Below are 21,518 nucleotides of genomic sequence, written 5' to 3'. Positions count from 1 at the left end.
AAGCACGCCTGTAGTAAAAGGAATTCGCCCATGCGCAGCGCAAAGATCAGCCGTCAGACCGCCGAAACCGAGATCACGGTCGAGGTCAATCTGGATGGGACTGGCCAGTATGACAATCAGACCGGCGTCGGTTTCTTTGACCACATGCTGGATCAGTTAGCGCGCCATTCTCTGATCGACATGACGATCCGCGCCAAGGGCGATTACCACATCGACGACCACCACACGGTCGAGGATACCGGAATCGCACTGGGGCAAGCGTTGACACAGGCCTTGGGCGACAAAAAGGGCATCCGGCGGTATGGCGAATGTCACCTGCCGATGGACGATGCACAGGTGCGCTGTGCGCTGGATCTGTCAGGGCGACCGTTTCTGATCTGGAACGTAGACCTGCCGACACCCAAGATAGGCACCTTCGACACTGAACTGGTGCGCGAGTTCTTTCAGGCGCTGGCCACTCATGGCGGCATCACGCTGCATATCGACCAGTTGCACGGGTTCAACAGCCACCACATCGCAGAAGCGGCGTTCAAAGCTGTCGCGCGCGCATTGCGCGACGCGGTTGAGACCGATGCGCGCAAAGCAGATGCGATTCCGTCGACCAAGGGCGCGTTGTAAATGCTCACCGCCATTATCGACTATGAAAGCGGCAATCTGCATTCCGCTGAAAAGGCGTTTCAGCGCATGGCGCGGGAACTGGACGCCGGCGAGGTCGTAGTAACTTCAGACGCGGATGTCGTGGCGCGCGCCGACCGGCTGGTGCTGCCCGGTGACGGCGCTTTCCCTGCCTGCGCGGCCGAGCTGCGCGGGCACAAGGGTATCTATGACGCGATGGTCGAAGCGGTCGAGCAGAAAGCCCGCCCATTTCTGGGTATCTGCGTGGGTATGCAGCTGATGGCCTCGAAAGGGCATGAGTACACAGACACCGATGGGCTGGGCTGGGTGGCCGGAGATGTGGTGCAGATCGCGCCGTCAGACCGATCGCTGAAAGTGCCCCATATGGGCTGGAACGATCTGGTGTTGGAAAGCGAACACCCTGTCTTTGCCGGGGTCAAGTCAGGCGATCACGCCTATTTCGTCCACTCATACCATTTCCGGGTCAGCGATCCGGCACAGCGTCTGGCCTATGTGGATTACGGTCAGGACGTCACGGCCGTAATTGGCCGTGACACTATGGTCGGGATGCAGTTCCATCCTGAGAAAAGCCAGGATGTGGGCCTGCGCATGATCGGGAATTTCCTGACCTGGACGCCCTGAGCGGTTACTGAACCCGTGTCCAGTCCTGCCCGCGACACACCAATCCACCCGCAACACAACCTTTGACGGTCAGCTTGTTCTGGCTGTCCAGGGTCATTTTCGAGCTGTAGGTCTTGTCTCTGTCCGGAGCCCAGATCTTGCCCCCGCCATAGGTGCCGTCGCCATCGGGCACCATATCCCAGATGATCTGCTTGCCGAGGTTTTCATATTCCAGCTGTTCATTCCCGTCTTTGTCAAAAGCGGTATCGATGGTACCGCAAATCGCGCTGCCGCATTCGGCGATCGAAACATGCAGATACCCGCCGGTGTCTCCGGGCTGGGTTTTCCAAAGACCGTCAACCGGGTCGGCCATCGCCGCTCCCGAAATCAGAGATGCCAGCCCCAAGGCTGCTGCAAAAGTTGTTTTCTTCATAAAATCCTCCCTATTTGACCAGCAGTCTGGCGCGCTGGTGGACGTGGGGCAAGATTGACTTTGCGTCGCGTTGCATCCCCTGCCCTGCCTGTGCGATATCCCGCCGGGAAAACAGCGATTCAAGGCCTGACAACATGATCCTCTATCCTGCCATCGACCTCAAAGACGGACAGGCCGTGCGCCTGCTGCGCGGAGAAATGGACAAAGCGACCGTGTTCAATGAAGACCCCGCCGCCCAGGCCCGTGCCTTTGTCGACGCGGGGTGCGAATGGCTACATCTGGTTGACCTGAACGGTGCCTTTGCCGGTGAGCCGGTCAACGCCGCCCCAGTCGAGGCAATTCTGAAGGAATGCAACGTTCCCGCCCAGCTTGGCGGCGGTATCCGCGACATGGCCACCATTGAAACCTGGATCGACAAAGGTCTGGCCCGAGTGATTCTGGGCACAATCGCGGTCGAGAACCCGGATCTGGTGCGCAAGGCGGCCAAAGCCTTTCCCGGCAAAGTTGCCGTTGGCATTGATGCCCGCAACGGCATGGTCGCGACCAAAGGCTGGGCTGAAGAGACGAATGTGCAGGTCACTGATCTGGCGCGCAGCTTCGAGGATGCCGGCGTTGCTGCAATCATCTATACCGATATCAACCGCGATGGCGCGATGCAGGGCCCTAACATTGAGGCCACCGCGGACTTGGCCCGTGCCGTATCGATCCCGGTGATCGCTTCAGGCGGCGTCAGCTCATTGGATGATCTGATCGCTCTGCGTGATTGCGGTGTGGAATTGAACGGCGCGATTTCCGGCCGGGCGCTGTATGACGGCGCGATTGACCTGGCAGAGGCCATTCGCGCCCTGTCCTGATTTACTGCGCTGCAGCCGCAGTCAGCTTTGCCAGCGCCCCGCGCATTTTCTCGATGATGGGAGAGTTTTCGACCGCGTCGAACTCATCCATCGTCTCTTTTGGATCTTCATAGATCAGCCAAACCTGACCGTCGGCATCTTCATACGCTTGCACCTTGAGCGGCAGGAACAGTCCGGCACGCGGGTCGATCTGCATTGCAGGCGTACCCAGCGCAGGATTGCCGAAAATCAGCACCTGATTGGGCGGGATGGGCGTTCCGACTTTTTCGGCCCCGGCCGCGTGGTCAACCCGCGCAAAAACCGTTGCACCAGCGTTGCCAATCGCCGTCTCAAGCGCGTCCAGCGCCTGGATCACCGATTTGTCGGTCTTCATCTTGATGATATCGTCAGCCATTGCGGCAGCTGCTCCTGCGAAAATGAAAGTGGTTGCTAAAAAGAGTCTACGCATCTCATTGATCTCCTGATGAATTGGGGACAGTTTTCACACGTTCCAGAGTTGTGACAATCACAAGTCTGGCATCGGCGGGGCTTTGCCGTTAGAGGTGCGCCAACAAAGGACGAGAGATGCTGAAAACCCGTATCATACCCTGTCTGGATGTCGCCGATGGCCGCGTTGTCAAAGGCGTTAACTTTGTTGGCCTGCGCGATGCGGGTGACCCGGTGGAATCCGCCAAGGCCTATGACGCGGCAGGCGCTGACGAGATTTGCTTTCTGGACATCCATGCCACCCATGAAAACCGCGGGACCATGTTCGATGTGGTGCAGCGCACAGCGGAACAGTGCTTTGTACCCCTGACCGTTGGCGGCGGCGTGCGGACCAAGGAAGACGTGCGCGCTCTGTTGCTGGCCGGTGCAGACAAGGTCAGCTTCAACTCGGCGGCAGTGGCAAACCCGGATGTGATCGCCCAAGCCGCCGATCAATTCGGCAGCCAGTGCATTGTCTGTGCCATCGACGCCAAGACTGTCAGTCCCGGCAAGTGGGAAATTTTTACTCATGGCGGACGCAAGCCCACTGGCATCGACGCGGTTGAGTTCGCCAAAACCGTCGTCGCCAAGGGCGCGGGTGAGATTCTGCTGACTTCGATGGATCGCGATGGTACCAAAGCCGGGTTCAACTTGCCGCTGACACGCACCATTTCGGATGCTGTGAATGTACCAGTGATCGCCTCGGGCGGGGTTGGAACTCTGGATCATCTGGTCGAAGGCGTCACCGAAGGCGGTGCCAGCGCTGTCCTTGCCGCATCGATCTTTCACTTCGGCGAATTCACCATCCGCGAGGCCAAGGAGCACATGGCCGCCGCTGGCATCCCGATGAGGCTGACATGAGCATTCTGCACGAGCTGGCCCAAACGATTGAGGCCCGCAAAGGGACGGATCCTGAAGGCAGCTGGACCGCCAAGCTGTTGGCCAAAGGCCCCGAGAAATGCGCCGAGAAATTCGGCGAAGAGGCGGTTGAGGCCATCATCGAGGCGGTCAAGGGCGATCAGGCCAAGCTGACCTCAGAGGCGGCGGATGTACTGTATCACCTGCTGGTCATGCTGGCCGCGCGCGATGTGGCGCTGGATGATGTGCTGGCCGAACTGGCCCGGCGTCAGGGCACCAGCGGCATCGCGGAAAAGGCCGCGCGACCCAAGGGGTGACGCAGGTGTTGTCGATCCATTATTCTGATCCTGACAGGTTCGCAGGTCAAAGGGCGCGCAGATGATCAGAGCTTTGGTATTTGGGCTGGCGCTAGCCGTTCTGGGGTCCTGCGCAATTGCCCCGCCGTCCACCAGTGATGAAGTTCAGCGCCTGGCGTCTGAAATCCGCAACCTCGGGCCTGACATCGACCCTGAAGAGGCCAACCGCGCCGCGCGCATTGCCTATGCCTACACCGATCAACTGGCTCAGGAATATCAGATCACCGACCCGCCACTGATCCACAATGCCAAAGTCAACAAGGGCCTGAAGCCGCGCGGACTGTGTTGGCACTGGGCCGAGGATATCGAACGGCGGCTGGATCAGGAAAACTTCCAGACGCTGGAAATGCACCGCGCCATCGCTAATGCCGACAACCCGTTCCGGATCGACCACAGCACGGCAATCATCAGTCGCAAAGGCGAGACAATGTATGACGGTGTTGTGCTGGACCCCTGGCGCTATGGCGGCGTGCTGTACTGGACGCCCTTACCACAAGACACGCGCTATGACTGGGTTCCGCGCGAAGTGGTTCTGGAAAAGCGGCGTTTGGAACAATTCGGCGAACTGCAACCATATCTCGGTGAATAACCGCTCAGAGTTTCGACGAAATCATTCCGGTGGCAAAACCACCCATGCGCAACTCACCAAACAGGCGTTGATATTCGATCTTGGGACAGCGGTTCATTACCACATCCACCCCACGCGCCTGCACTGTGGCCGCGGCCGTGGCATGCTCAATCCCGATCTGCATCCAGATTGTGCGCAGATTGGGGAACGCCTCTAACGCCTCATCGACAATGGGCGGGACGGCTTCGGACCGGCGGAAGATATCGACCATGTCTACCGGTTCGGAAATCTCGGACAGTGACACACGGATTGTCTGACCAAACAACATCTTGCCCGCATGGCCGGGGTTCACAGGGATCACTTTGTATCCCTTAAGCGACAAATACCGCGCCACATAATAGCTGGGTCGCACCGGATTCATCGACACGCCCGCCACAGCAATGGTTTTGGAACGCTTTAGAATCTGGGTCAGTAAATCATCGGAATATTCAGTCATTTGGGCACCCTAGTAGCCCTTTCCAAAAGAAAAAAGCGCCCAGGAATACCTGAGCGCCAGTTGTTGGAACGAGGGACAGTGAAATGACCCGCGGCAGTTCCGTTCCGCGGTCACTGTGACATTTAAGCATGAGTTCAGAGAAAAAAAGAGGTAGCGCGCGATTTTGTGATGACAGATCAGAAAAAACGGCCGTCGCCCTGTTATTCATACAGAACGCTTGGCCAATGCGCCTCGGCCTCGCGGATATAGGCGGCGGTATCGGTCTGCCAGATGCGCTCGATTTCGGGCGAGTGGGTAAGATACAGCCGACCGTCAATCACCTGCCAAATAGTCGGATCGGTGCTGACAAGCTCTCCTTGCGCCATTGCGAAGGCGCAGTACCCGCCGAACTGAGGTGCATAGGCACGCGGATTCATCTCAAACGCATCCCGATTCTCAGCGGTGGCAAAGTGCCATTCAGCGCCTTTCCACATAACCGCGTATTCAGGCTGACCCCGAACAGGTGTTTCGCCATTGAAATAGGACACCGCATCATATCCCGCCATGGCTGCACCGTCCGTCCGATAGAAGACGGGCAGATCCTGCGCAAACGCAGGAAGAGCAATCACACAGGCGGCAATCGCGCCAAAAAGGAAACGTCTGTTCATGGTCATCGGATCACAAATAGAAACTCAGGGTATCAAGATGCAATTTATTATCGCAACTGAAACCCCTTTTAACGCGCTTGTGAACATTCGAACCGGCAACGCCAGCCTTTAGTCGAAAATGTCCTCGATCACATCCCAGGCTTCATCCAGCACCCGTGAGAAGACGCCTTTTTTCTTCTTCTTTTTGCCTTTGTAGGGACGATCCTGCTTGGCTGTTTGACGGTTCGCCTTGGCATCGTCCAGTTTGCGCTTTGGCATCATCTTGAGGTTATGCAGCGGGGCACCGCAGCTTGAACAACTGAGCTCTTGGCGCTGCGTGCCTTTTAGAACAAGCGCTGCCCGGGTCCCACAGTAACAGCAGGTCGCAATTTTGGATGGCGTGGAAATGGCGTTCTCCTGTCGTTATCTTTGCCTAGAAGCATATAGGGCAATCGCCGCCGCATTTGAGACATTGAGAGAACCAAACCCGCCCACAGCGTCAATTTTGACCAACTTGTCGACGGTTTCTTTGGTTTTTTGCCTCAGGCCCGGTCCCTCTGCGCCTAACACCAATGCCACTGGCTGGTCCGGGTTACCTCCCAAGGCGGCCTCGATCGTGTCGTCCGCCTCGCCGTCCAGTCCTAGGACCAGAAACCCCATTCCCTGCAACTCGACAATGGCATCAGCCAGGTTACGCACCCGCAGATAGGGTTGACGTTCCAGTGCGCCGCTGGCGGTCTTGGCCAGCGCGCCAGTTTCCGGCGCCGCGTGATGGCGCATACCGACTACAGCGCTGGCTCCAAGAACCTCAGCTGACCGTAGAATCGCTCCGACATTATGGGGGTCTGTTACGCGGTCTAACAAAATGACGCGCGGGTGTTCGCGCCCGATGCAGTTTTCCGCCAGACCCCCCCATTCCAAAGGCTTAACCTCAAGGGCCGCGCCCTGATGAACCGACCCTGGGTCGATCGGAGCGGTAAATTTGCGTGGATCAACCATCTCGGGCTCAATGCCAGCAAATTCAATGGCTTCCACCAGCTTGTCCCGCGCATTCCGCGTCACAATCAGGTGCAATTTTGTGCGGTTTGGGTTCATCAGCGCATCCCGCACCGCATGCAGACCAAACAGCCAAACAGTTTCGGATGCGGCAGCTTTGCGCGCCTGTTCTTTTTCGACGACCCACTTGGGTTTCTTCATTTCTTTGGCCTCCGGGCCGCGAATTCGGTTTCCTGCGTCAAAGCAGTATTTTCCTGTTGACGCTCCTTTAGAGCGCTAGTAATCACGCCTCCACGTCAGGTGCAACGCCTGACAGTGGGCGACAGGCCGCAAGGTGTGGCAGGGGACTGTAACTCCCTCGCGGAGACGCACGCCTGGTTCGATTCCAGGGTCGCCCACCATTTTCTTCCAGACATCTAGCAAGCTTTGCCAGCGCGAGTGATGGATGGCTGATCACACCGCACCATGCAGAAATTGGCAGGACCGATGGCCCCGCCTTATGACCGTTCTGTCAGGCGGCAGCTTCACGTTGCGCAGTGACCCGGTCAAACCAGGCCAAGATCGCCTCAAGGTCAGGCTCAATCTGCTCGGCACCGCCGCCCGTGAATTCTTCGAATTTAGCCGCGTTCAAGCCGTTCACCCCGACAAGAACCGGAATGTCCTGCGCCAGTGCTTCAGCGATGACCGGGCGAAAACCGCGCCCATCCGCCTCGTGCTTGCCGAACTTGTTAACGATCAGCAAATGGGGATTCTCTGCCAGCGATGCCGTCACGTATCCAACTGCCCGCTCAAGTGCCGCAGGGTCCAGACGGCAGCCGCGCGACTGTGTACCCAAAGATTGCGAAATCCGGATGGTCTCTCCCTCTGGCAGGACACGGACGTCCATGTCGCACTTGCTGCTGTCGGCGCATTCGGTGTTGGTTTGCACCACACCCGCCAACTGCGCATCTGCGGCCAAAAGGCGATCCGCAGCCGCGCTCAGCAGACGGTCGGTTGCACCGCGGTCGGTGGTCGTAACATAGGCGAGGTACATGCAAATCCCCTTGTCGCAACAATTCGAAACATCAAATAGCACGCACGACCCGCCCCGACCACCACTCAGCTTATGGCAGCGGAGACAATCCGATCACCGGTTCGTGTAGGTGAAGCAGGATTGCAAATGCCGCCAGCGCTACAAACCCGATCCAAACAGGCGGCCAAGGGCGTGGCGCACGCAAAGAAAACCTTGCAGTGTTGCGCGACAGCCGACCCCATTCAGCACCCATCTGACGGGACTTGCGTCGATCAATCAGCGGCAGCCCCATCGCAGCAAATACCGCAAACAAACCGAACAAAATCACGTGGGACAGGCTGCCATTGGCCAGCAGATGAGCGACAGCCCACACCAACAGCGCCACCAAAACCGGGTGGCGCGTGGTGCGCAGAATGCCGGGCTTTTCCGGATCGAACGGGCGCTGGCCTAAACCACCAAATGAAAACGGGTTCTGGATCGTCAAGCCCGCAACCGCGAGCCAGCACACAACGGGCATCATCAGAACGGGAATCCAGCGGAAAATCCAAATGGGTGGGATCACCTCGACATACGGGGCTTGCGCTGCGGCGATGATCAACCAACCCAGAACCAGCAGAGACAAGATGGAATAAGCCACGAAATACCCGCGCCGTCCGAACGTAGTGATCAGGCGGTCGCGCACAGCGGGGCGCGCTGGTATCGCATGGGTCGCCAGAAACGCTATCAGTGCAGCAAAGAATAGGGGCCAGCCCGCCATGGTAGTCTCCGATCATTTGCGCCAAGTTTAATCACCTGCGCCGGAACGTCCTTGCCCGAAATCAAAAGAGGCAGAGAGGCGGTTGTTCCGCCTTTCTGCCGATGTTTACAGGCCCAGCGCCTTGCGACGTTCCTCGGCAAAGCCCTGCACGATGCGGTCAGCTATCAGCGCAAGGATAGCCATCGCCGCCCCTGCTGAAATCCCCAATCCCACATCCGCCTGCCCCAGCGCCAGATAGATCGACTGGCCCAGACCGGTGGTTCCGATCAGCGCAGCGATCACCAGCATGGCAAAGGCGTAAAGGATGGTCTGGTTCAGACCCAGTAAGATAGTCGGGGCAGCATAAGGCGCGCGCACGTCACGCATGATCTGCCACTCGGTCGCGCCACTAGAGATGGCGGCCTCCATCATCTCATCCGGTGTGTTGACCAGCCCGTGCCGTGTGTAGCGGATCATCGGAACAACGGCATAGGCGCAGATTGCCAGAAAGGCCGAAAACTCGCCGATCTGAAACACCATCAGCACAGGAATCAGGAACACGAACAGTGGGATCGTCTGCAACATGTCACAGACGGGGCGGACCACCTTCCAAACAGGCAACCAGACCGCACTGGCAAGACCAATCACACCACCGACTACGGCACAAGAAAACACCGCAGCACCACTCAGATACAGCGATAACAGCGCGCGTTCCCACAGGCCCGAGACAAGAATGGTACAGAGCAATCCGACCGAAAGCGCCGCCAATCGCCAGCCCCCTGCCACCCACCCCAACGCGGCGGCGGCAGTCAGAACGAAAGGCCAGGGCAGATTGGCAATGCCGGTTTCGAGCATCCCGATCAGGATCAGCATCACAAGCCCGCCGGTCAGATGTCCGCGCCATGCCATTAGCACAGCAATCGCTGCGGCAGCGGCGAACAGGCCATAGCTCATCACGGGCGTCCACTGAAAACCCCATGTGAACGGCAGCACGGCCTGGTCCAAACCAATCCGAAGCGGCAGCAGCACATAGAACAAAGAGTTGTTCTTGAGCGCGTCAAGCCACGGCCCATTAGCCTGGGTAAACGCCGTCAGCCCGCCGTCAATCACCCCGGCCAGCGGGTCGAGAATGGTCAGTTCGGACGGGTTCGGCAGCCTGGTCCAGAAGACAGCGGTGAACAGCACGGCAACGCCAATTACTGCCCAGGCGACACGCTGGTCATAACGTTTACGTTCGGTCGCCAGCGTCCCGCTCATCCGGTCGATGACGACGGCAAAGACCACGATCACCAGACCGGCCATCAAGGCTTCGCCGAACTGTGCCTTGCGCATGGTCAGAAGAACCTCCCAACCGATATCGTTGAAGCCGCCAATGACGGCTGCGATGATAACCATCGACAGCGCAGCCATTAGGCACTGGTTCACACCGACCATGATCTGCGTGGCTGCAGCCGGGATCTCGACCTGAAACAGCTGTTGAAACCGCGTGCCGCCGGACATGATGGCAGCCTCTTTGATTTCCGGTTCGACCCGCTCCAGCCCCAACATCACGTTGCGCGCCATCGGAGGGGCCGCGTAGATGGCCGAGGCGATCAGCCCAACCACAGGACCGAAACCAAACAGCAGCAGCAGCGGCGTCAGATAAGCGAATGTCGGCACGGTCTGCATCACGTCCAGCACGGCCTGCACAAATGACTTCACGCGCGGAACTTCGTAGGCAAGGATACCGATAGCTCCGCCCATGATCAGCGCAACCGGCACGGAAACGGCCACTAACGCTAGGGTGTTCATACTTTCGGCCCAATAGCCCGATGCCAACACAAAGCTAAGGCCCACAAAGCCCAGCGCCGCCATCGGCAAGCCGCCCAGATACCAACCCAGCGCAGTCACCAGACCGATCAGGATGGGCCATGGCGTATTGCCGAGCACAAAGTTGGCCCAGTTCATGGGATAGGCCATGAGATCGGAAAACAGCCGCGCCACCGGTTTGATCCCGTTCAGGAACCAGTCCAGAAACGTGCCTACCCATTGCGTTGCAGGCAGTTCCCAGCCTGCGGGCCATTTGACCAGCCAGGGCGCGACGCCTTCCAGCGCCAGACACAACGCACCGACGATGACTGTGAACAGTGCGGCGCGCGCGCCAATGCTCAGGCGCGCCTGCGGCACAGAAACTTCCGTCGCTACAGTCATGTTTCATCAACCTGCAGGGCCGCTGCCAGATCGGACGGATGAACCGTTCCGACGATGTTACCATCGGCATCCCTGACGGGCACCGGTTCGTATAACTCCATGCAATGCGCCAATGCAGCGTCCAATGTCATCGAGGTTGTCAGGCCAGGGTCATCTGGTCCCCGCTCTCCGTCTTGGCGCATGACCGATGCGACCTTGGCATGCTGACCCTTGGCGACATCCTTTGAAAACTCTCGCACGTAATCGTCCACCGGGCGCAGTACGATATCGGTGGGTGTACCGATCTGGACTATCTTGCCGTCGCGCATGATGGCAATCCGGTCGGCCAGTTTCAGCGCCTCTTGAATATCGTGGGTGATGAAGACGATGGATTTCTGCAACGTCGCCTGAATGCGCAGGAATTCATCCTGCAACTGACGGCGGATCAAGGGATCGAGGGCCGAGAACGGTTCGTCCAAAAACCAGATATCGGGGTTCACGGCCAGAGACCGGGCAATCCCGACGCGCTGCCGCTGACCACCCGAAAGCTGACGCGGGAAGCTGTCTTCGCGCCCTTCCAGCCCGACCAACGAGATCACCTCCTGCGCGCGGGCCTGCCGCTCTTTGCGGCTAACACCCTGAACACGCAGCGGATAGGCGACGTTTTCGGCAACGGTCATATGCGGGAACAGGCCGAAATGCTGAAATACCATGCCCAGTTTTTTGCGGCGCAGCTCGGTCATGACTTTCTTTGACGCGCCGATGACGTTCTCGCCATCCACACGGATTTCGCCACCCGTTCCCGGCAAAAGCTGCGAGATACAGCGGATCAAAGTGGACTTGCCCGATCCGGACAGGCCCATGATCACAAACAGCTCGCCCTCCTTGACCTCGAAATTGGCATCCTGAACGGCGGGGATGAACCCGTTTTCCCGCAGATCGGCAGCGGCTTTGTTAGCGTCATTCCCTGACCGAGACAGCGCGTCGGTCAGGGCTTTGTCAGCGCCGGGGCCAAACACCTGCCAGAGATTCTGGCAGGCGATGGCTGGCGAATTTGCGTCAGTCACTGATGTCAGCTCACTGCGTTGCCGCGTCAACAACAGGGCGCCATTTGCCTTCGTTTTCAGCCATCCAAGCGGCGACGACCTCTTCGACGGAACCACCATCAACGTCGATCGCACCCATCATCGGCTGCTGATCTTCGACCGCCAGCTGATAGTTGGTCAGGATTTCATAGGCTGCGGGCCATTTGTCTTCCATGCCGCTCCAACCCGCCTTGAAGATGCGCGACGGCGAGAAATCGCAATCGTTCACAGCGTTCGGGTTCGGGCCCCAAGCGGGATCGGTGAAACAGGCGTCTTCCCCGGCTGGCAGTTCGACGAATTGCACATCATAGGCCGACATGGCCCAATGCGGCTGCCAGAAGGTGATCAGCAGCGGCGAGTTGCGCTCGGTCGAGGCCCGAAGCTCGGCTATCAAAGCCCCCTCGGAACCTGCGGGAACCGCTTTGAACGGCAGATCCAGGCCCACCATACGGTCAGCGCCGGGCGTACCCCAATCAGCCGGGTAATCGACCAGACGGCCCCCGGGCAGCGTTTCGGCCGTCGCAAATACCTGCGCGCAGTCCTTCAGCGCTTCCCATGCGGGCAGGCCGGGACACAGATCAGCCACATGCGCGGGATAGGCGATGCCTTCTTTGGCGTCGAGGCCCAGATCGCCGATTTCAACGACGGTGCCTTCGTCAATCTTCTTGGCATATTCATCCGATACGTTGGACGACCAGATTTCCAGGGTCGCGTCGATGTCACCATCGGCCAGCGCCTGGAACTGATTCATCATGCCTGCGGTCACATATTCCACATTGTATCCGGCAGCTTTCAGCATCTCACCCGCGACATGGGTGGTCACGTGCTGGCCAGTCCATTCGTTGATCGCCAGTTTGATCGGCTGATCCACGGCCCCCATCTCGGCGGCATAGGCAGAGCCTGCAACGGTCAGCGCCATCAGGCTTACACTCAGTTTTTTCATTGATTTTCTCCCTGCAATATTCGTTTTGCCCGGTCCGGCGCGCTGTTACGCGCCAGTCGGCTTGTCATGTGACAAATCCATGTCGCAACATGCACAAAAACTGGCGAAGAAGGGAAGCAGACAGTTCGGCGCGGCACTGAATAACTCGCCCCTTTGCCCAAGTGTTTCCCCTCTTTCAGCATCATGCTAGGCGCCCGCGCCCACTGCATTTCCCCAGCATTGCGGTGCGGATATTGATTGACGAGTCAATCACAAACCAGAATCACCCACTTTGTCGAGCATTTCTTTTGGGCTTGGGATGTTTTTTTACCTTGGCAGGCATGTGTCCCGGGCCACCTTGCAACACCGACCGCAAAACGCGACGCTAGGTTTGGAGGATTCTGCAGATGCGCCATTTCGACGAGATTTTCGCCATAGCCGCCAGCCGTCACGGCGGGACAGATGCCCTGAGCAACAAGCTTTCCAAACCCAAAAGCCCTGCGGAACTGGCTGAAATGCCCGAAGATCGCTGGCTGTCGATTATCACGAAATGCATCTTTCAGGCCGGGTTTAACTGGAAGGTCATCGAAAACAAATGGGATGGGTTCGAAACCGCTTTTGACGGGTTCGACATTGGACGCTGCGCCTTTATGGACGACGAAAAATTCGATGCTCTGTTGCAGGACACTCGGATCGTGCGCAATGGCACCAAGATCGCCACGGTCCGCGACAATGCCGCCTTTTTGCTGGAACTGCGCCAAGAAGGTGGCGTCGGAAAGATTCTGGGAGGGTGGCCTTCGGATGACTATGTCGGTTTGCTGAACATGCTGAGCAAGCGAGGGTCGCGTCTGGGTGGCGCATCGGCGCAATATGCAATGCGATTTGCGGGGCGTGACAGTTTCATCCTGTCACAGGATGTGACCGCACGGCTGGTGGCCGAGGGCGTGGTCGATAAGCCGCCGACATCGAAAAAGGCCATGGCCTCGGTTCAAGCGGCATTCAACACATGGATGGAACAGTCCGGGCGATCTCTGACGGAAATCAGCCGCGTCCTGGCAATGAGCCTGTAAAAAAAACCATTTGCACACGAGTGCTGCCAGAATAGATTTTTTGTCATGTTGCGCCTCATTTTGATGACGTCCCTTTTGGTATTCACCGCTTGCGGTCGCCCCCTGACTGATCAGGAGGCTGCTTTTACCCGCACACTTCAGGGTGATACGCTGAAACTCAACAAAGTGCGGTTGGTCGAAGGCGCACCAGTTGCGCCAATAACTTTCTATCGTAAAGATCGGTCACGCCTTGCTTGCCGCGAACGCATTTTGCCCGCCCCGCAGGAAGGTATCGTGACCGCAAAACCCGCAGCGGTGGCCCTATTCAACAAAGTCTATTTCACGCGGGACTGGTATCTGGACGACTACATGTCCGAATTCCCGGATCGGATGAGCCTGATCGCGGCGATGCTGTTGGGTCATGAACTGACCCATGTCTGGCAATGGCAAAACCGCAAGAAAACCGGATATCACCCGCTGCGCGCCGCAGCCGAGCATGGCGGCAACAGCGACCCCTACCAATTCGATCTGGAGAGCTCGCCTGATTTCCTGTCCTATGGGTACGAACAGCAGGGGGCCATTGTCGAGGAATACATATGCTGCCGGGCGCTGGACCCGTCGGCGCCCCGCACCAGACGTCTGCACGAGATGCTGGGCGCACATTTCGATCTGGCTCCGCTACGTGGTGACAAGCGTGAAAGCGCAGTGGTCATCCCCTGGGCCGATGCCGAGACCGAAGGAATCTGTCGGTGAGGTTCAGTTGGCCTGCAGCCTCTGCAGATAAGCCACCAGATCCACGATCGGCTGGCTGGTCAGGATCGGCTGCCCATCTGGTGTTTTCATCGCCGTATCCTGCCCTTCGAAATACGGTCCATAGACTGGCATCGGGCTGCCATGGCTGACCAGCGGGTCTCGTCCATCTATGCGCGCCACAACACGAGCGGTCGGGAATACCCCTTCGCTGCTTGCAAGCCGCGTCAGGTCAGTTGGCTGAATAACAAGGACGCCTGCCATTGGACCATATCCCGTCGCGTCGATCCCGTGGCAGGTTGCACAATAATGCTGGTACAGCTCGGCGCCGGTATCTGTATCCTGCGCGCTGACCTGAGACGCCGTCACAAACGCCGCTATCGATAGCGCCCCCATTGCCTGTCTGATCATCACATCCTCCTGTCAGATTTGACATTTTCAGGCTTGCCCGTGCCTGGGCTTGGCGCAATGATCCAGATCAACGAGGCAATAGGAAAACCGCATGACACAATATGCTGCTATTATGCTTGTGGCTGGAATTGGGGTTCCGATCCTTGCCGCGTTGAATGCCGCATTGGGCAAATTGATCGGGTCGCCAACAACAGCGGCTGTGGTCCTGTTTGCGATAGCCTTTGCATCAAGTGCAGCGTTGATGGTGGTTTTTCCCGGCTTTGGAGCCCTTTCAAAAATTGCCGATGCCCCCAAGCACCTGCTTCTGGCCGGTGTGCTTGTCGCCTTTTACGTTCTGTCGATCACCCATGTTGCGCCACATTTTGGGGTCGGCAACGCGGTGTTCTTTGTCCTTCTTGGGCAACTCGTCAGCACTGCAGCCATCGACCACTTCGGCTTGTTTGGTGCGCAGGTCACCCCGCTGACATGGATTCGCGCAAGCGGTATCGCAGTGATGGCTGCAGGCGTTGCCATCACTCAACTGGCCTAAGCGCGCCTCCGTCCAGCCTCAGTGTTCGGTCCATCCGGGCGGCAAGCTGCATGTTATGTGTGGCGATCAGAGCCGAGAGCCCCTCGTCCCGCACCAAAGCCATCAAAGCGTCAAACACCTGATCCGAGGTTTCAGGGTCCAGATTGCCCGTCGGCTCATCCGCAAGCAGAACCCGCGGCTTGTTAGCCAATGCGCGGCAGAAGGCCACGCGTTGCTGCTCACCGCCAGACAGGGCGGCCGGCCGGTGATCGGCGCGCGCGGCGACGCCGACATGATCCAGAAGGGACATCGCCCGTTCCTGAGCGGCCTTCTCGGACACGCCATTGGCCAGCTGCGGCAGGGTGATATTTTCCAGCGCGGTAAATTCCGGCAACAGATGGTGGAACTGGTAGACAAAGCCGACATCCTGCCGCCGCAACGCAGTTCGCGTGCGATCACCTTTCCCGGTCACGTTCTGGCCTGCAATCTCAACCGATCCTGTGTCGGGTGTGTCCAGCAATCCGGCAATATGCAACAGCGTCGACTTACCGGCACCAGACGGCGCCACAAGAGCCACGGCCTCGCCCGCACGCAGGTCCAAATCGACACCGCGCAATACCTGAACCTCACCCGGCTTACCTTTGAGATAAGTCTTGGTTAGACCGGCCAATCGCATCATTACATCACTCATAGCGCAGCGCCTCAACAGGGTTCAGCCGCGCCGCGCGACGGGCGGGGAAATAGGTGACCAGGAAGGACAGCCCAAGTGAAAGACCAACAGCCTTGAGCACATCCGACAGATGCAGCTCCGCAGGCAGCGCATAAATACCGCGGATGGACGGATCCCAAACCCCGCCCCCCATTACAAAGTTCACAAAGCTGAAGATCGGGTCGATATAGATCGCAAAAAGACAGCCCAGCACCACGCCCAACCCAGTGCCGATGATCCCGGTAAACGCGCCGCAGATAAAGAACACGCGCAGGATCGAGCCTTCGCTCAGCCCGATGGTGCGTAGGATGCCTATGTCTCGGCCCTTGTTTTTCACCAGCATGATCAGACCCGAGACGATGTTCATCGCCGCGATCAGAACCAGGATCGACAGGATGATGAACATGACGTTGTCTTCCACTTCAAGCGCGCGGAGGAACCCGCCCGAGGCATCCTGCCATGTCCAGATCTGGCTGCGCTCGCCTGCGGCTTCAAGGATCGGGATCAGGATCGGCGTCAGCTCTTCAGGGCGGTCAACCATAACTTCGATCTCATCAGCCACGCCCTCGCGGTTGAAAAAACCCTGCGCCTGTTCGAAGGGCATATAGACCCGCGTGCGGTCGATGTCATAACGCCCAGCAGAAAACACATAAACCACCTGGTAGGCATTCACTCGGGGAGAGGTGCCAAACGCGGTCTTAACCCCATTGGGCGAGGTCAGCTTGATGGTATCGCCCACCGTCGCCCCGATGCTGCGCGCGACGCCTGAACCTATGGCAATGACGTCCTGGCCGTTCTGAAACATCGACAGATCACCAACCGCCTGTTCGCTTTCGGCGACACCGGGCAGCTCCAGCAAATCTTCGGGCTGGATGCCAAATACCTCAACCCCGCTGCTGCGGTCGCGATTGGTGATCAGAACCTGACCCTTCACCAAAGGTGCTGCACGCTGAACGCCTGGAACCTGAGCGATCCGGTCGGCCATGTCCGTATAATCCGCAATAGTGCGATCTACCTGCCCCTGCGCAGTGAACTCACCCGATGAATACACGGTCACATGGGCGTTAGCCCCCAGAATGGTTCCGACAAATTCGGACCGGAAACCGGACCTGACGGCCAATGTGGCGATCAGCGCAAACACTGCCAGGGTAATCCCGATCAGCGAAATCCATGTCATCACGCTGACGCCACCTTCAGCACGGCGCGCACGCAGGTATCGCCAAGCGATTTTCCACTCAAAAAGCGCAAATGGCGGTGGTGTCTTGGCCATGTCTGCTCCGCTGGTTTTGTTTTGTGGCGACCCTCTCGGCAATTCGACCGGGGGTCAAGCCGGTTATCCGCCCACTTCGACTTGCCCGGTCAAAGCAGCGGTTCTGTTCAAGGCGGCCTCGGCGATGGAACGATCGCAGATACCGCGGCTTTCCAGCTCGTGAAACACCCGGTTTCGAATGTCGGCGGGCAGCTTGTAAAGCGCTCTGTTATGCAAGCCTAGGGTCAGAGTTTCCGGATCGTCCAGCCGGGAAAGCTCATCAGTCAGTTTCTGCCCCGAAAAGGATGGCCACAGCCCTATGCTAGTGTTTCCCGAGGGTTCGAACCAAGGCGCAAAACCGGCTTCGGATTTCAGACAAAATGCATTCAACAACATAAACTCAGACGGGCGCCTGCGAGAGGCAAATAGCGACTGAACCGATCCGTGGCGCGCATTTATCTCTTGCAGCAGATCCAGGATCAGCGACCGGCGCACAGGATAAGGCGTTGCGAAATTTGTTGTCTGTATACCGTCCGTTTCCGGGATCGACGCGCCCAGCGCATCAAAGCTCTGTTCCAGCCAGCGTCTGTGATAATCGCTCTTCACACCGATAAACGGAATCCGCGCCGCACCACTGTCCGAGAAAAACTCGGCCTCCTGAAAGGGGCGCAGAAACAGGTTCTTGGTGTCCAGTATTACAATGTTTTCTGTCGAGGCAGCCCGAGCAGATCCCAATTTCAAAACCTGCTGTGTCCGGTATCCGTTGTTGCCACGCCATCCACCCTTGCGCGCGCCCGGAATGCGGTATCGGTTTTCGACTAATATCCTGTCCGAGATCGACCGGCGCGCGCATTGCCCAGGAGCCAGCAAAACGTCATCGCCGCTCAGGACTTCAACTTTGGGTCGCAACGGACCGTAAGAAGCCAAAATCGGTTCCACCATCGCGCGCAGTGCCGGTTCGTCCACATCGTTCATGATCACCCGGATCGAGCCGACCTGATCAGGGTCAACAAATCGGGCAAAAGACAATGCCTGCAATTCAAGCAAGGGGAAGTCTTTGGAATAGACGACGGTTGTGAAGCTCAGCAAACCGTGGATCCTTTTGTGATTTTCGGCCCGTGTATCAGCAAATTGCAGGTGATCCAATTCCGCAAGAAATTCAACCATCGGCGAATCAGGTCGGAGTTTTTTCAAAATACGGATGATTTCCACATGCCGCATTATACCCTTGGTTGTGAAGCCCTTCACAGACAGCACCGCATTGTTTCAGCTATGAAGTCAATGTGAGCATTCAGGGTGAAACTGCACTCAAAATGCAACATTTTAGGCGCAATATTATTTCGCTTTTTGATTATTTAAAGAAACTTTGTCACCCTACTTTGTGGGGGAATTCATTTCCAGAGCGGGGGTCGCTCATGAATATTCGTACTGAGACAGAACAACCGGGCGCAATTTCGGCCCGGAAACTATCTACAGAAATTGATTGCGAGACCGCAGCACTGCTGCGCGCAGCGATACGTCCGATATTTTCTGGCGCCGCAAGTTGGAGCAATCTGACAGATATCCTGAAAGACAAAGGGTATCATCTGGCGTTCCGGCAAGGGCGGCTCTGTATCACCGACCGCATGACCGGTGACCGTGTTTGCGGAATACGATTTCTGGGGTTCGAGTTTAAGGACCTGGTTAATCGTTTGGGTCGTCCGATCGTTGTCCCACGCGGATCAGGTGCTGATGGCGACCTGGTCTCGGTCCGACCGACTGCGACAGGCCACTAATAGCGCCGCCAAAACTGTATGGACCGGCGGGCTGTTTTCCAAAGGCTATGGCGTGCAGCCAATTTGATCCCGTCCGGCGTATCAGGGCGTCGCAGCAATTCAATCATCAGATTGGCGGGCATATGTCCGCGGCGGTAGAACCGGAAGAAATCCTGCTGGGTCAGGGTCCGAGCCGCATTGAAGCCTGAATAGAACTGCACCCAGACGCGGGCATAATCTTCGGCGGTGTTGACGATATCGCTGGTGACACCCCTGCCCCAGAACATCGAAATCGGCTCATCCGTGCGCGCGCCCTGATATCCTCCGGCGACGAGCCGCAGCATCAGGTCATAATCGGCAGCCACCCGAAACTGCGTGTCATGCCCGCCCAGCGCCTGAAACACATCCCGCCTCAGCAAGACCGAGTTGTGGCAGAACGGCATCCGTTGCAGGATCGCTTTGAGCGACATGCGCTTTTCCCGACTTTCCGAACCGTCCTCGTATTTGCGCAGGGTCGAGCCATACAGGAAATCCGGTCGAGATTCCGCAAGCCGGTCGGCAAGGGTGTTCAAAATGTCATCCGATGCCAGCGAGTCATCCGAGTTCAGGAACAGCAGATAATCACCCTGTGCAGCCTCGGCGCCTTTGTTCATGGCATCATACAGGCCAGTATCAGGCGCGCTGATCACGCGCGTTCGTGGTGCACCTGCCGTCAGCTCTTCCAGAAACGCCACCGTGCCGTCATCCGATGCGCCATCCTGAATGATATGTTCGGCCCGGTCGCAACTCTGCCGGGCCATACAGGCTATGACTTCGCGGAAACTGTCCTGCCGCCCTTGGGACAGAAGGTTATATGTCGCCGTGATGACCGAGATCAGCGGCGTGTCGGTTTCAGGCGATGCGCTCATAGATCTCGGCGATCTTGGTGACGGCGGCTTCGGGGCTCAACTCTTCGCTTTCGCCTGTGCGGCGGCAAGTCAGTTCCACCACACCGTTCTTCAGGCCGCGCGGGCCGACCGTGATCCGCCAAGGCAGGCCGATCAAATCCATCGTGGCGAATTTACCGCCTGCCCGTTCGTTACGGTCATCATAAAGTGGCTCCAACCCCAGCACGGTCAGCGCGGCATAGAGTTTTTCACAGGCTGCGTCCGCTTCGTCATCGCCTTGTTTCAGGTTCACGATACCGCAATGGAACGGGGTCACGCCCTCGGGCCAGATGATGCCCTTGTCGTCATGGCTGGCTTCAATGATCGCGCCAACCAAGCGGCTGACACCGATGCCGTGGCTACCCATATGGACCGGAACCGGTTTGCCATCGGGGCCTTGAACGGTTGCCCCAAGAGGTTCGGAATATTTTGTGCCGAAATAAAAGATCTGGCCAACTTCGATCCCGCGCGCCACGCGGCGCCGATCTTCCGGCACCTGATTGAACAGCGCCTCGTCATGCGTCTCGTCGGTGCGGGCATATTTTGAAGTGAACTCTTCCAGAATAGACTGACATTGACCACGGTCGTCATAGTCAATCTGACGGTCGCCAAAAGTCAGGTCGGTGACGGCGCTGTCATAGAATACCTCAGACTCGCCGGTTTCAGCCAAAACCAGGAATTCATGCGTATCGTCGCCACCGATTGGGCCGGAATCGGCGCGCATTGGGATCGCCTGCAAACCCATGCGCTCATAGGTGCGCAGATATGTAACCAGGTGGCGGTTATAGGCGTGCAGCGCATCCTCTTTGGTCAAGTCGAAATTATAACCGTCCTTCATATAGAACTCGCGGCCCCGCATCACGCCGAAACGCGGACGGATTTCATCGCGGAATTTCCACTGGATCTGATAGAGCGTCAGCGGCAGGTCCTTGTAACTACTGACATGACCCCGAAAAATGTCGGTCACCAGTTCCTCGGCAGTCGGGGTAAAAAGCATGTCCCGGTCATGCCGGTCTTTCATGCGCAACATTTCCTGGCCGTAGTCGTCATAACGTCCGGATTCGCGCCACAGATCTGCCGATTGCATGACAGGCATCTGAATGGCGATGTGACCCGCCCGCTCCTGTTCTTCGTGCACGATGTTTTCCAGCTTGCGCAGAACTTTGAACCCCAGCGGGAGCCAGGAATAGATCCCAGCAGCGGCCTGCTTGATCATGCCCGCGCGCAGCATCAGCCGGTGGCTGACGATCTGAGCCTCGGAGGGGTTTTCCTTGAGAACGGGCAGAAAGTAACGGCTGAGGCGCATGGCTTGACCTTTAGAGGTAAAATTCGACTTCAAAGGTGATTATG

27 protein-coding genes and 1 tRNA gene are annotated in these 21,518 nt (G+C 57.9%); 11 read left to right on the top strand and 17 right to left on the bottom strand.

Annotated features, from left to right (window positions below):
- Window positions 1-30 precede the first annotated feature (30 nt).
- Window positions 31-618 (top strand): imidazoleglycerol-phosphate dehydratase HisB, encoded by a 588-nt coding sequence (hisB, locus tag FN806_RS10640; protein ID WP_142636880.1) that lies wholly within the window; start codon window positions 31-33, stop codon window positions 616-618.
- The gene (gene hisH / locus FN806_RS10635; protein ID WP_142636878.1) at window positions 619-1,257 is read left to right on the top strand and encodes an imidazole glycerol phosphate synthase subunit HisH; all 639 of its coding nucleotides are present in this window, start codon (window positions 619-621) and stop codon (window positions 1,255-1,257) included.
- A 4-nt stretch (window positions 1,258-1,261) separates the two neighbouring features.
- Here hisH and FN806_RS10630 read toward each other — a convergent pair whose 3' ends face one another.
- Window positions 1,262-1,669, bottom strand: coding sequence for a DUF2147 domain-containing protein (locus tag FN806_RS10630; protein ID WP_142636876.1), 408 nt, complete (start codon window positions 1,667-1,669; stop codon window positions 1,262-1,264).
- A gap of 134 nt (window positions 1,670-1,803) precedes the next feature.
- Between FN806_RS10630 and hisA the strand changes: the two genes are divergently transcribed.
- Window positions 1,804-2,523, top strand: coding sequence for a 1-(5-phosphoribosyl)-5-[(5-phosphoribosylamino)methylideneamino]imidazole-4-carboxamide isomerase (gene hisA / locus FN806_RS10625; RefSeq protein ID WP_142636874.1), 720 nt, complete (start codon window positions 1,804-1,806; stop codon window positions 2,521-2,523).
- Between the two features lies 1 nt (window position 2,524).
- On the opposite strand, the gene FN806_RS10620 is transcribed toward hisA, so the two are convergent.
- Entirely contained in the window at window positions 2,525-2,917 is a 393-nt protein-coding gene (locus tag FN806_RS10620) for a DUF302 domain-containing protein (protein ID WP_142636872.1), read from the bottom strand.
- A 170-nt stretch (window positions 2,918-3,087) separates the two neighbouring features.
- On the opposite strand from FN806_RS10620, the gene hisF reads away from it, so the two are divergent.
- From hisF to FN806_RS10605, 3 genes are all read left to right on the top strand, one after another.
- Window positions 3,088-3,849, top strand: coding sequence for an imidazole glycerol phosphate synthase subunit HisF (gene hisF, locus FN806_RS10615; RefSeq protein WP_142636870.1), 762 nt, complete (start codon window positions 3,088-3,090; stop codon window positions 3,847-3,849).
- Window positions 3,846-4,163 carry a phosphoribosyl-ATP diphosphatase gene (locus FN806_RS10610; RefSeq protein ID WP_142636868.1) on the top strand — a complete coding sequence of 106 codons (318 nt, stop codon included), beginning with the start codon at window positions 3,846-3,848 and terminating at the stop codon, window positions 4,161-4,163. The genes hisF and FN806_RS10610 overlap by 4 nt, the downstream gene beginning before the upstream one ends.
- Window positions 4,164-4,224: 61 nt before the next feature.
- Window positions 4,225-4,791 (top strand): hypothetical protein, encoded by a 567-nt coding sequence (locus tag FN806_RS10605; RefSeq protein ID WP_142636866.1) that lies wholly within the window; start codon window positions 4,225-4,227, stop codon window positions 4,789-4,791.
- Window positions 4,792-4,795: 4 nt separating this feature from the next.
- Here FN806_RS10605 and FN806_RS10600 read toward each other — a convergent pair whose 3' ends face one another.
- The 4 genes from FN806_RS10600 to rlmB all read right to left on the bottom strand — a co-directional run bounded on the left by FN806_RS10600 (window position 4,796) and on the right by rlmB (window position 7,089).
- Window positions 4,796-5,266 (bottom strand): CoA-binding protein, encoded by a 471-nt coding sequence (locus tag FN806_RS10600; RefSeq protein ID WP_142636864.1) that lies wholly within the window; start codon window positions 5,264-5,266, stop codon window positions 4,796-4,798.
- Between the two features lie 200 nt (window positions 5,267-5,466).
- Entirely contained in the window at window positions 5,467-5,913 is a 447-nt protein-coding gene (locus FN806_RS10595; RefSeq protein ID WP_246097228.1) for a YHS domain-containing (seleno)protein, read from the bottom strand.
- Window positions 5,914-6,021: 108 nt separating this feature from the next.
- Window positions 6,022-6,300: a hypothetical protein gene (locus FN806_RS20850; protein WP_142636860.1), complete on the bottom strand. Its 279-nt coding sequence runs from the start codon at window positions 6,298-6,300 to the stop codon at window positions 6,022-6,024.
- Window positions 6,301-6,315: 15 nt separating this feature from the next.
- Window positions 6,316-7,089: a 23S rRNA (guanosine(2251)-2'-O)-methyltransferase RlmB gene (rlmB, locus tag FN806_RS10585; RefSeq protein WP_142636858.1), complete on the bottom strand. Its 774-nt coding sequence runs from the start codon at window positions 7,087-7,089 to the stop codon at window positions 6,316-6,318.
- 116 nt (window positions 7,090-7,205) lie between these two features.
- On the opposite strand from rlmB, the gene FN806_RS20470 reads away from it, so the two are divergent.
- Window positions 7,206-7,289 (top strand) — tRNA-Tyr (locus FN806_RS20470).
- Between the two features lie 110 nt (window positions 7,290-7,399).
- Here FN806_RS20470 and FN806_RS10580 read toward each other — a convergent pair.
- The 5 genes from FN806_RS10580 to FN806_RS10560 all read right to left on the bottom strand — a co-directional run bounded on the left by FN806_RS10580 (window position 7,400) and on the right by FN806_RS10560 (window position 12,833).
- The gene (locus tag FN806_RS10580) at window positions 7,400-7,921 is read right to left on the bottom strand and encodes a DUF2478 domain-containing protein (protein WP_142636856.1); all 522 of its coding nucleotides are present in this window, start codon (window positions 7,919-7,921) and stop codon (window positions 7,400-7,402) included.
- Window positions 7,922-7,991: 70 nt separating this feature from the next.
- Window positions 7,992-8,657, bottom strand: coding sequence for an NnrU family protein (locus FN806_RS10575; RefSeq protein ID WP_142636854.1), 666 nt, complete (start codon window positions 8,655-8,657; stop codon window positions 7,992-7,994).
- A gap of 105 nt (window positions 8,658-8,762) precedes the next feature.
- Window positions 8,763-10,826: an ABC transporter permease gene (locus FN806_RS10570; RefSeq protein ID WP_142636852.1), complete on the bottom strand. Its 2,064-nt coding sequence runs from the start codon at window positions 10,824-10,826 to the stop codon at window positions 8,763-8,765.
- Window positions 10,823-11,872 (bottom strand): quaternary amine ABC transporter ATP-binding protein, encoded by a 1,050-nt coding sequence (locus FN806_RS10565; RefSeq protein ID WP_142636850.1) that lies wholly within the window; start codon window positions 11,870-11,872, stop codon window positions 10,823-10,825. Before FN806_RS10565 ends, FN806_RS10570 begins: the two co-directional genes overlap by 4 nt.
- Before the next feature lie 10 nt (window positions 11,873-11,882).
- Window positions 11,883-12,833: an ABC transporter substrate-binding protein gene (locus FN806_RS10560; protein WP_142636848.1), complete on the bottom strand. Its 951-nt coding sequence runs from the start codon at window positions 12,831-12,833 to the stop codon at window positions 11,883-11,885.
- Window positions 12,834-13,219: 386 nt separating this feature from the next.
- On the opposite strand from FN806_RS10560, the gene FN806_RS10555 reads away from it, so the two are divergent.
- Window positions 13,220-13,882: a DNA-3-methyladenine glycosylase I gene (locus FN806_RS10555; RefSeq protein WP_142636846.1), complete on the top strand. Its 663-nt coding sequence runs from the start codon at window positions 13,220-13,222 to the stop codon at window positions 13,880-13,882.
- A gap of 45 nt (window positions 13,883-13,927) precedes the next feature.
- A complete protein-coding gene (locus FN806_RS10550) occupies window positions 13,928-14,614 on the top strand; it encodes a hypothetical protein (RefSeq protein ID WP_142636844.1) in 687 nt (228 codons plus the stop codon).
- A 3-nt stretch (window positions 14,615-14,617) separates the two neighbouring features.
- Here FN806_RS10550 and FN806_RS10545 read toward each other — a convergent pair whose 3' ends face one another.
- On the bottom strand, window positions 14,618-15,022 hold the full coding sequence (locus FN806_RS10545; protein ID WP_142636842.1) for a c-type cytochrome: 405 nt from the start codon (window positions 15,020-15,022) through the stop codon (window positions 14,618-14,620).
- A gap of 91 nt (window positions 15,023-15,113) precedes the next feature.
- On the opposite strand from FN806_RS10545, the gene FN806_RS10540 reads away from it, so the two are divergent.
- Window positions 15,114-15,551, top strand: a complete 438-nt coding sequence (locus FN806_RS10540; RefSeq protein WP_142636840.1) for a DMT family transporter — start codon at window positions 15,114-15,116, stop codon at window positions 15,549-15,551.
- Here FN806_RS10540 and FN806_RS10535 read toward each other — a convergent pair.
- The 3 genes from FN806_RS10535 to FN806_RS10525 all read right to left on the bottom strand — a co-directional run bounded on the left by FN806_RS10535 (window position 15,535) and on the right by FN806_RS10525 (window position 18,655).
- On the bottom strand, window positions 15,535-16,221 hold the full coding sequence (locus FN806_RS10535) for an ABC transporter ATP-binding protein (RefSeq protein ID WP_142636838.1): 687 nt from the start codon (window positions 16,219-16,221) through the stop codon (window positions 15,535-15,537). The two genes, FN806_RS10540 and FN806_RS10535, sit on opposite strands and share 17 nt — an antisense overlap.
- Window positions 16,214-17,509: a lipoprotein-releasing ABC transporter permease subunit gene (locus tag FN806_RS10530; RefSeq protein ID WP_142636836.1), complete on the bottom strand. Its 1,296-nt coding sequence runs from the start codon at window positions 17,507-17,509 to the stop codon at window positions 16,214-16,216. Before FN806_RS10530 ends, FN806_RS10535 begins: the two co-directional genes overlap by 8 nt.
- A gap of 63 nt (window positions 17,510-17,572) precedes the next feature.
- Entirely contained in the window at window positions 17,573-18,655 is a 1,083-nt protein-coding gene (locus tag FN806_RS10525; RefSeq protein WP_142636834.1) for a DUF6492 family protein, read from the bottom strand.
- 248 nt (window positions 18,656-18,903) lie between these two features.
- Here FN806_RS10525 and FN806_RS10520 point away from each other — a divergent pair, with 248 nt between their 5' ends.
- Window positions 18,904-19,263 carry a hypothetical protein gene (locus FN806_RS10520; protein WP_142636832.1) on the top strand — a complete coding sequence of 120 codons (360 nt, stop codon included), beginning with the start codon at window positions 18,904-18,906 and terminating at the stop codon, window positions 19,261-19,263.
- Here the strand turns inward: FN806_RS10520 and FN806_RS10515 are convergent.
- Complete coding sequence (locus tag FN806_RS10515) at window positions 19,260-20,150, bottom strand: glycosyltransferase family 2 protein (protein ID WP_142636830.1); 891 nt, start codon at window positions 20,148-20,150, stop codon at window positions 19,260-19,262. The genes FN806_RS10520 and FN806_RS10515 overlap by 4 nt on opposite strands.
- On the bottom strand, window positions 20,134-21,474 hold the full coding sequence (proS, locus tag FN806_RS10510) for a proline--tRNA ligase (RefSeq protein WP_142636828.1): 1,341 nt from the start codon (window positions 21,472-21,474) through the stop codon (window positions 20,134-20,136). The genes FN806_RS10515 and proS overlap by 17 nt, the downstream gene beginning before the upstream one ends.
- Window positions 21,475-21,518 lie beyond the last annotated feature (44 nt).

The organism is Ruegeria faecimaris (assembly GCF_900182615.1).
Classification (GTDB): Bacteria; Pseudomonadota; Alphaproteobacteria; order Rhodobacterales; family Rhodobacteraceae; genus Ruegeria; species Ruegeria faecimaris.
Note: the sequence above shows the minus strand (reverse complement) of the source record. Positions and strands in the feature narration are given on the sequence as shown.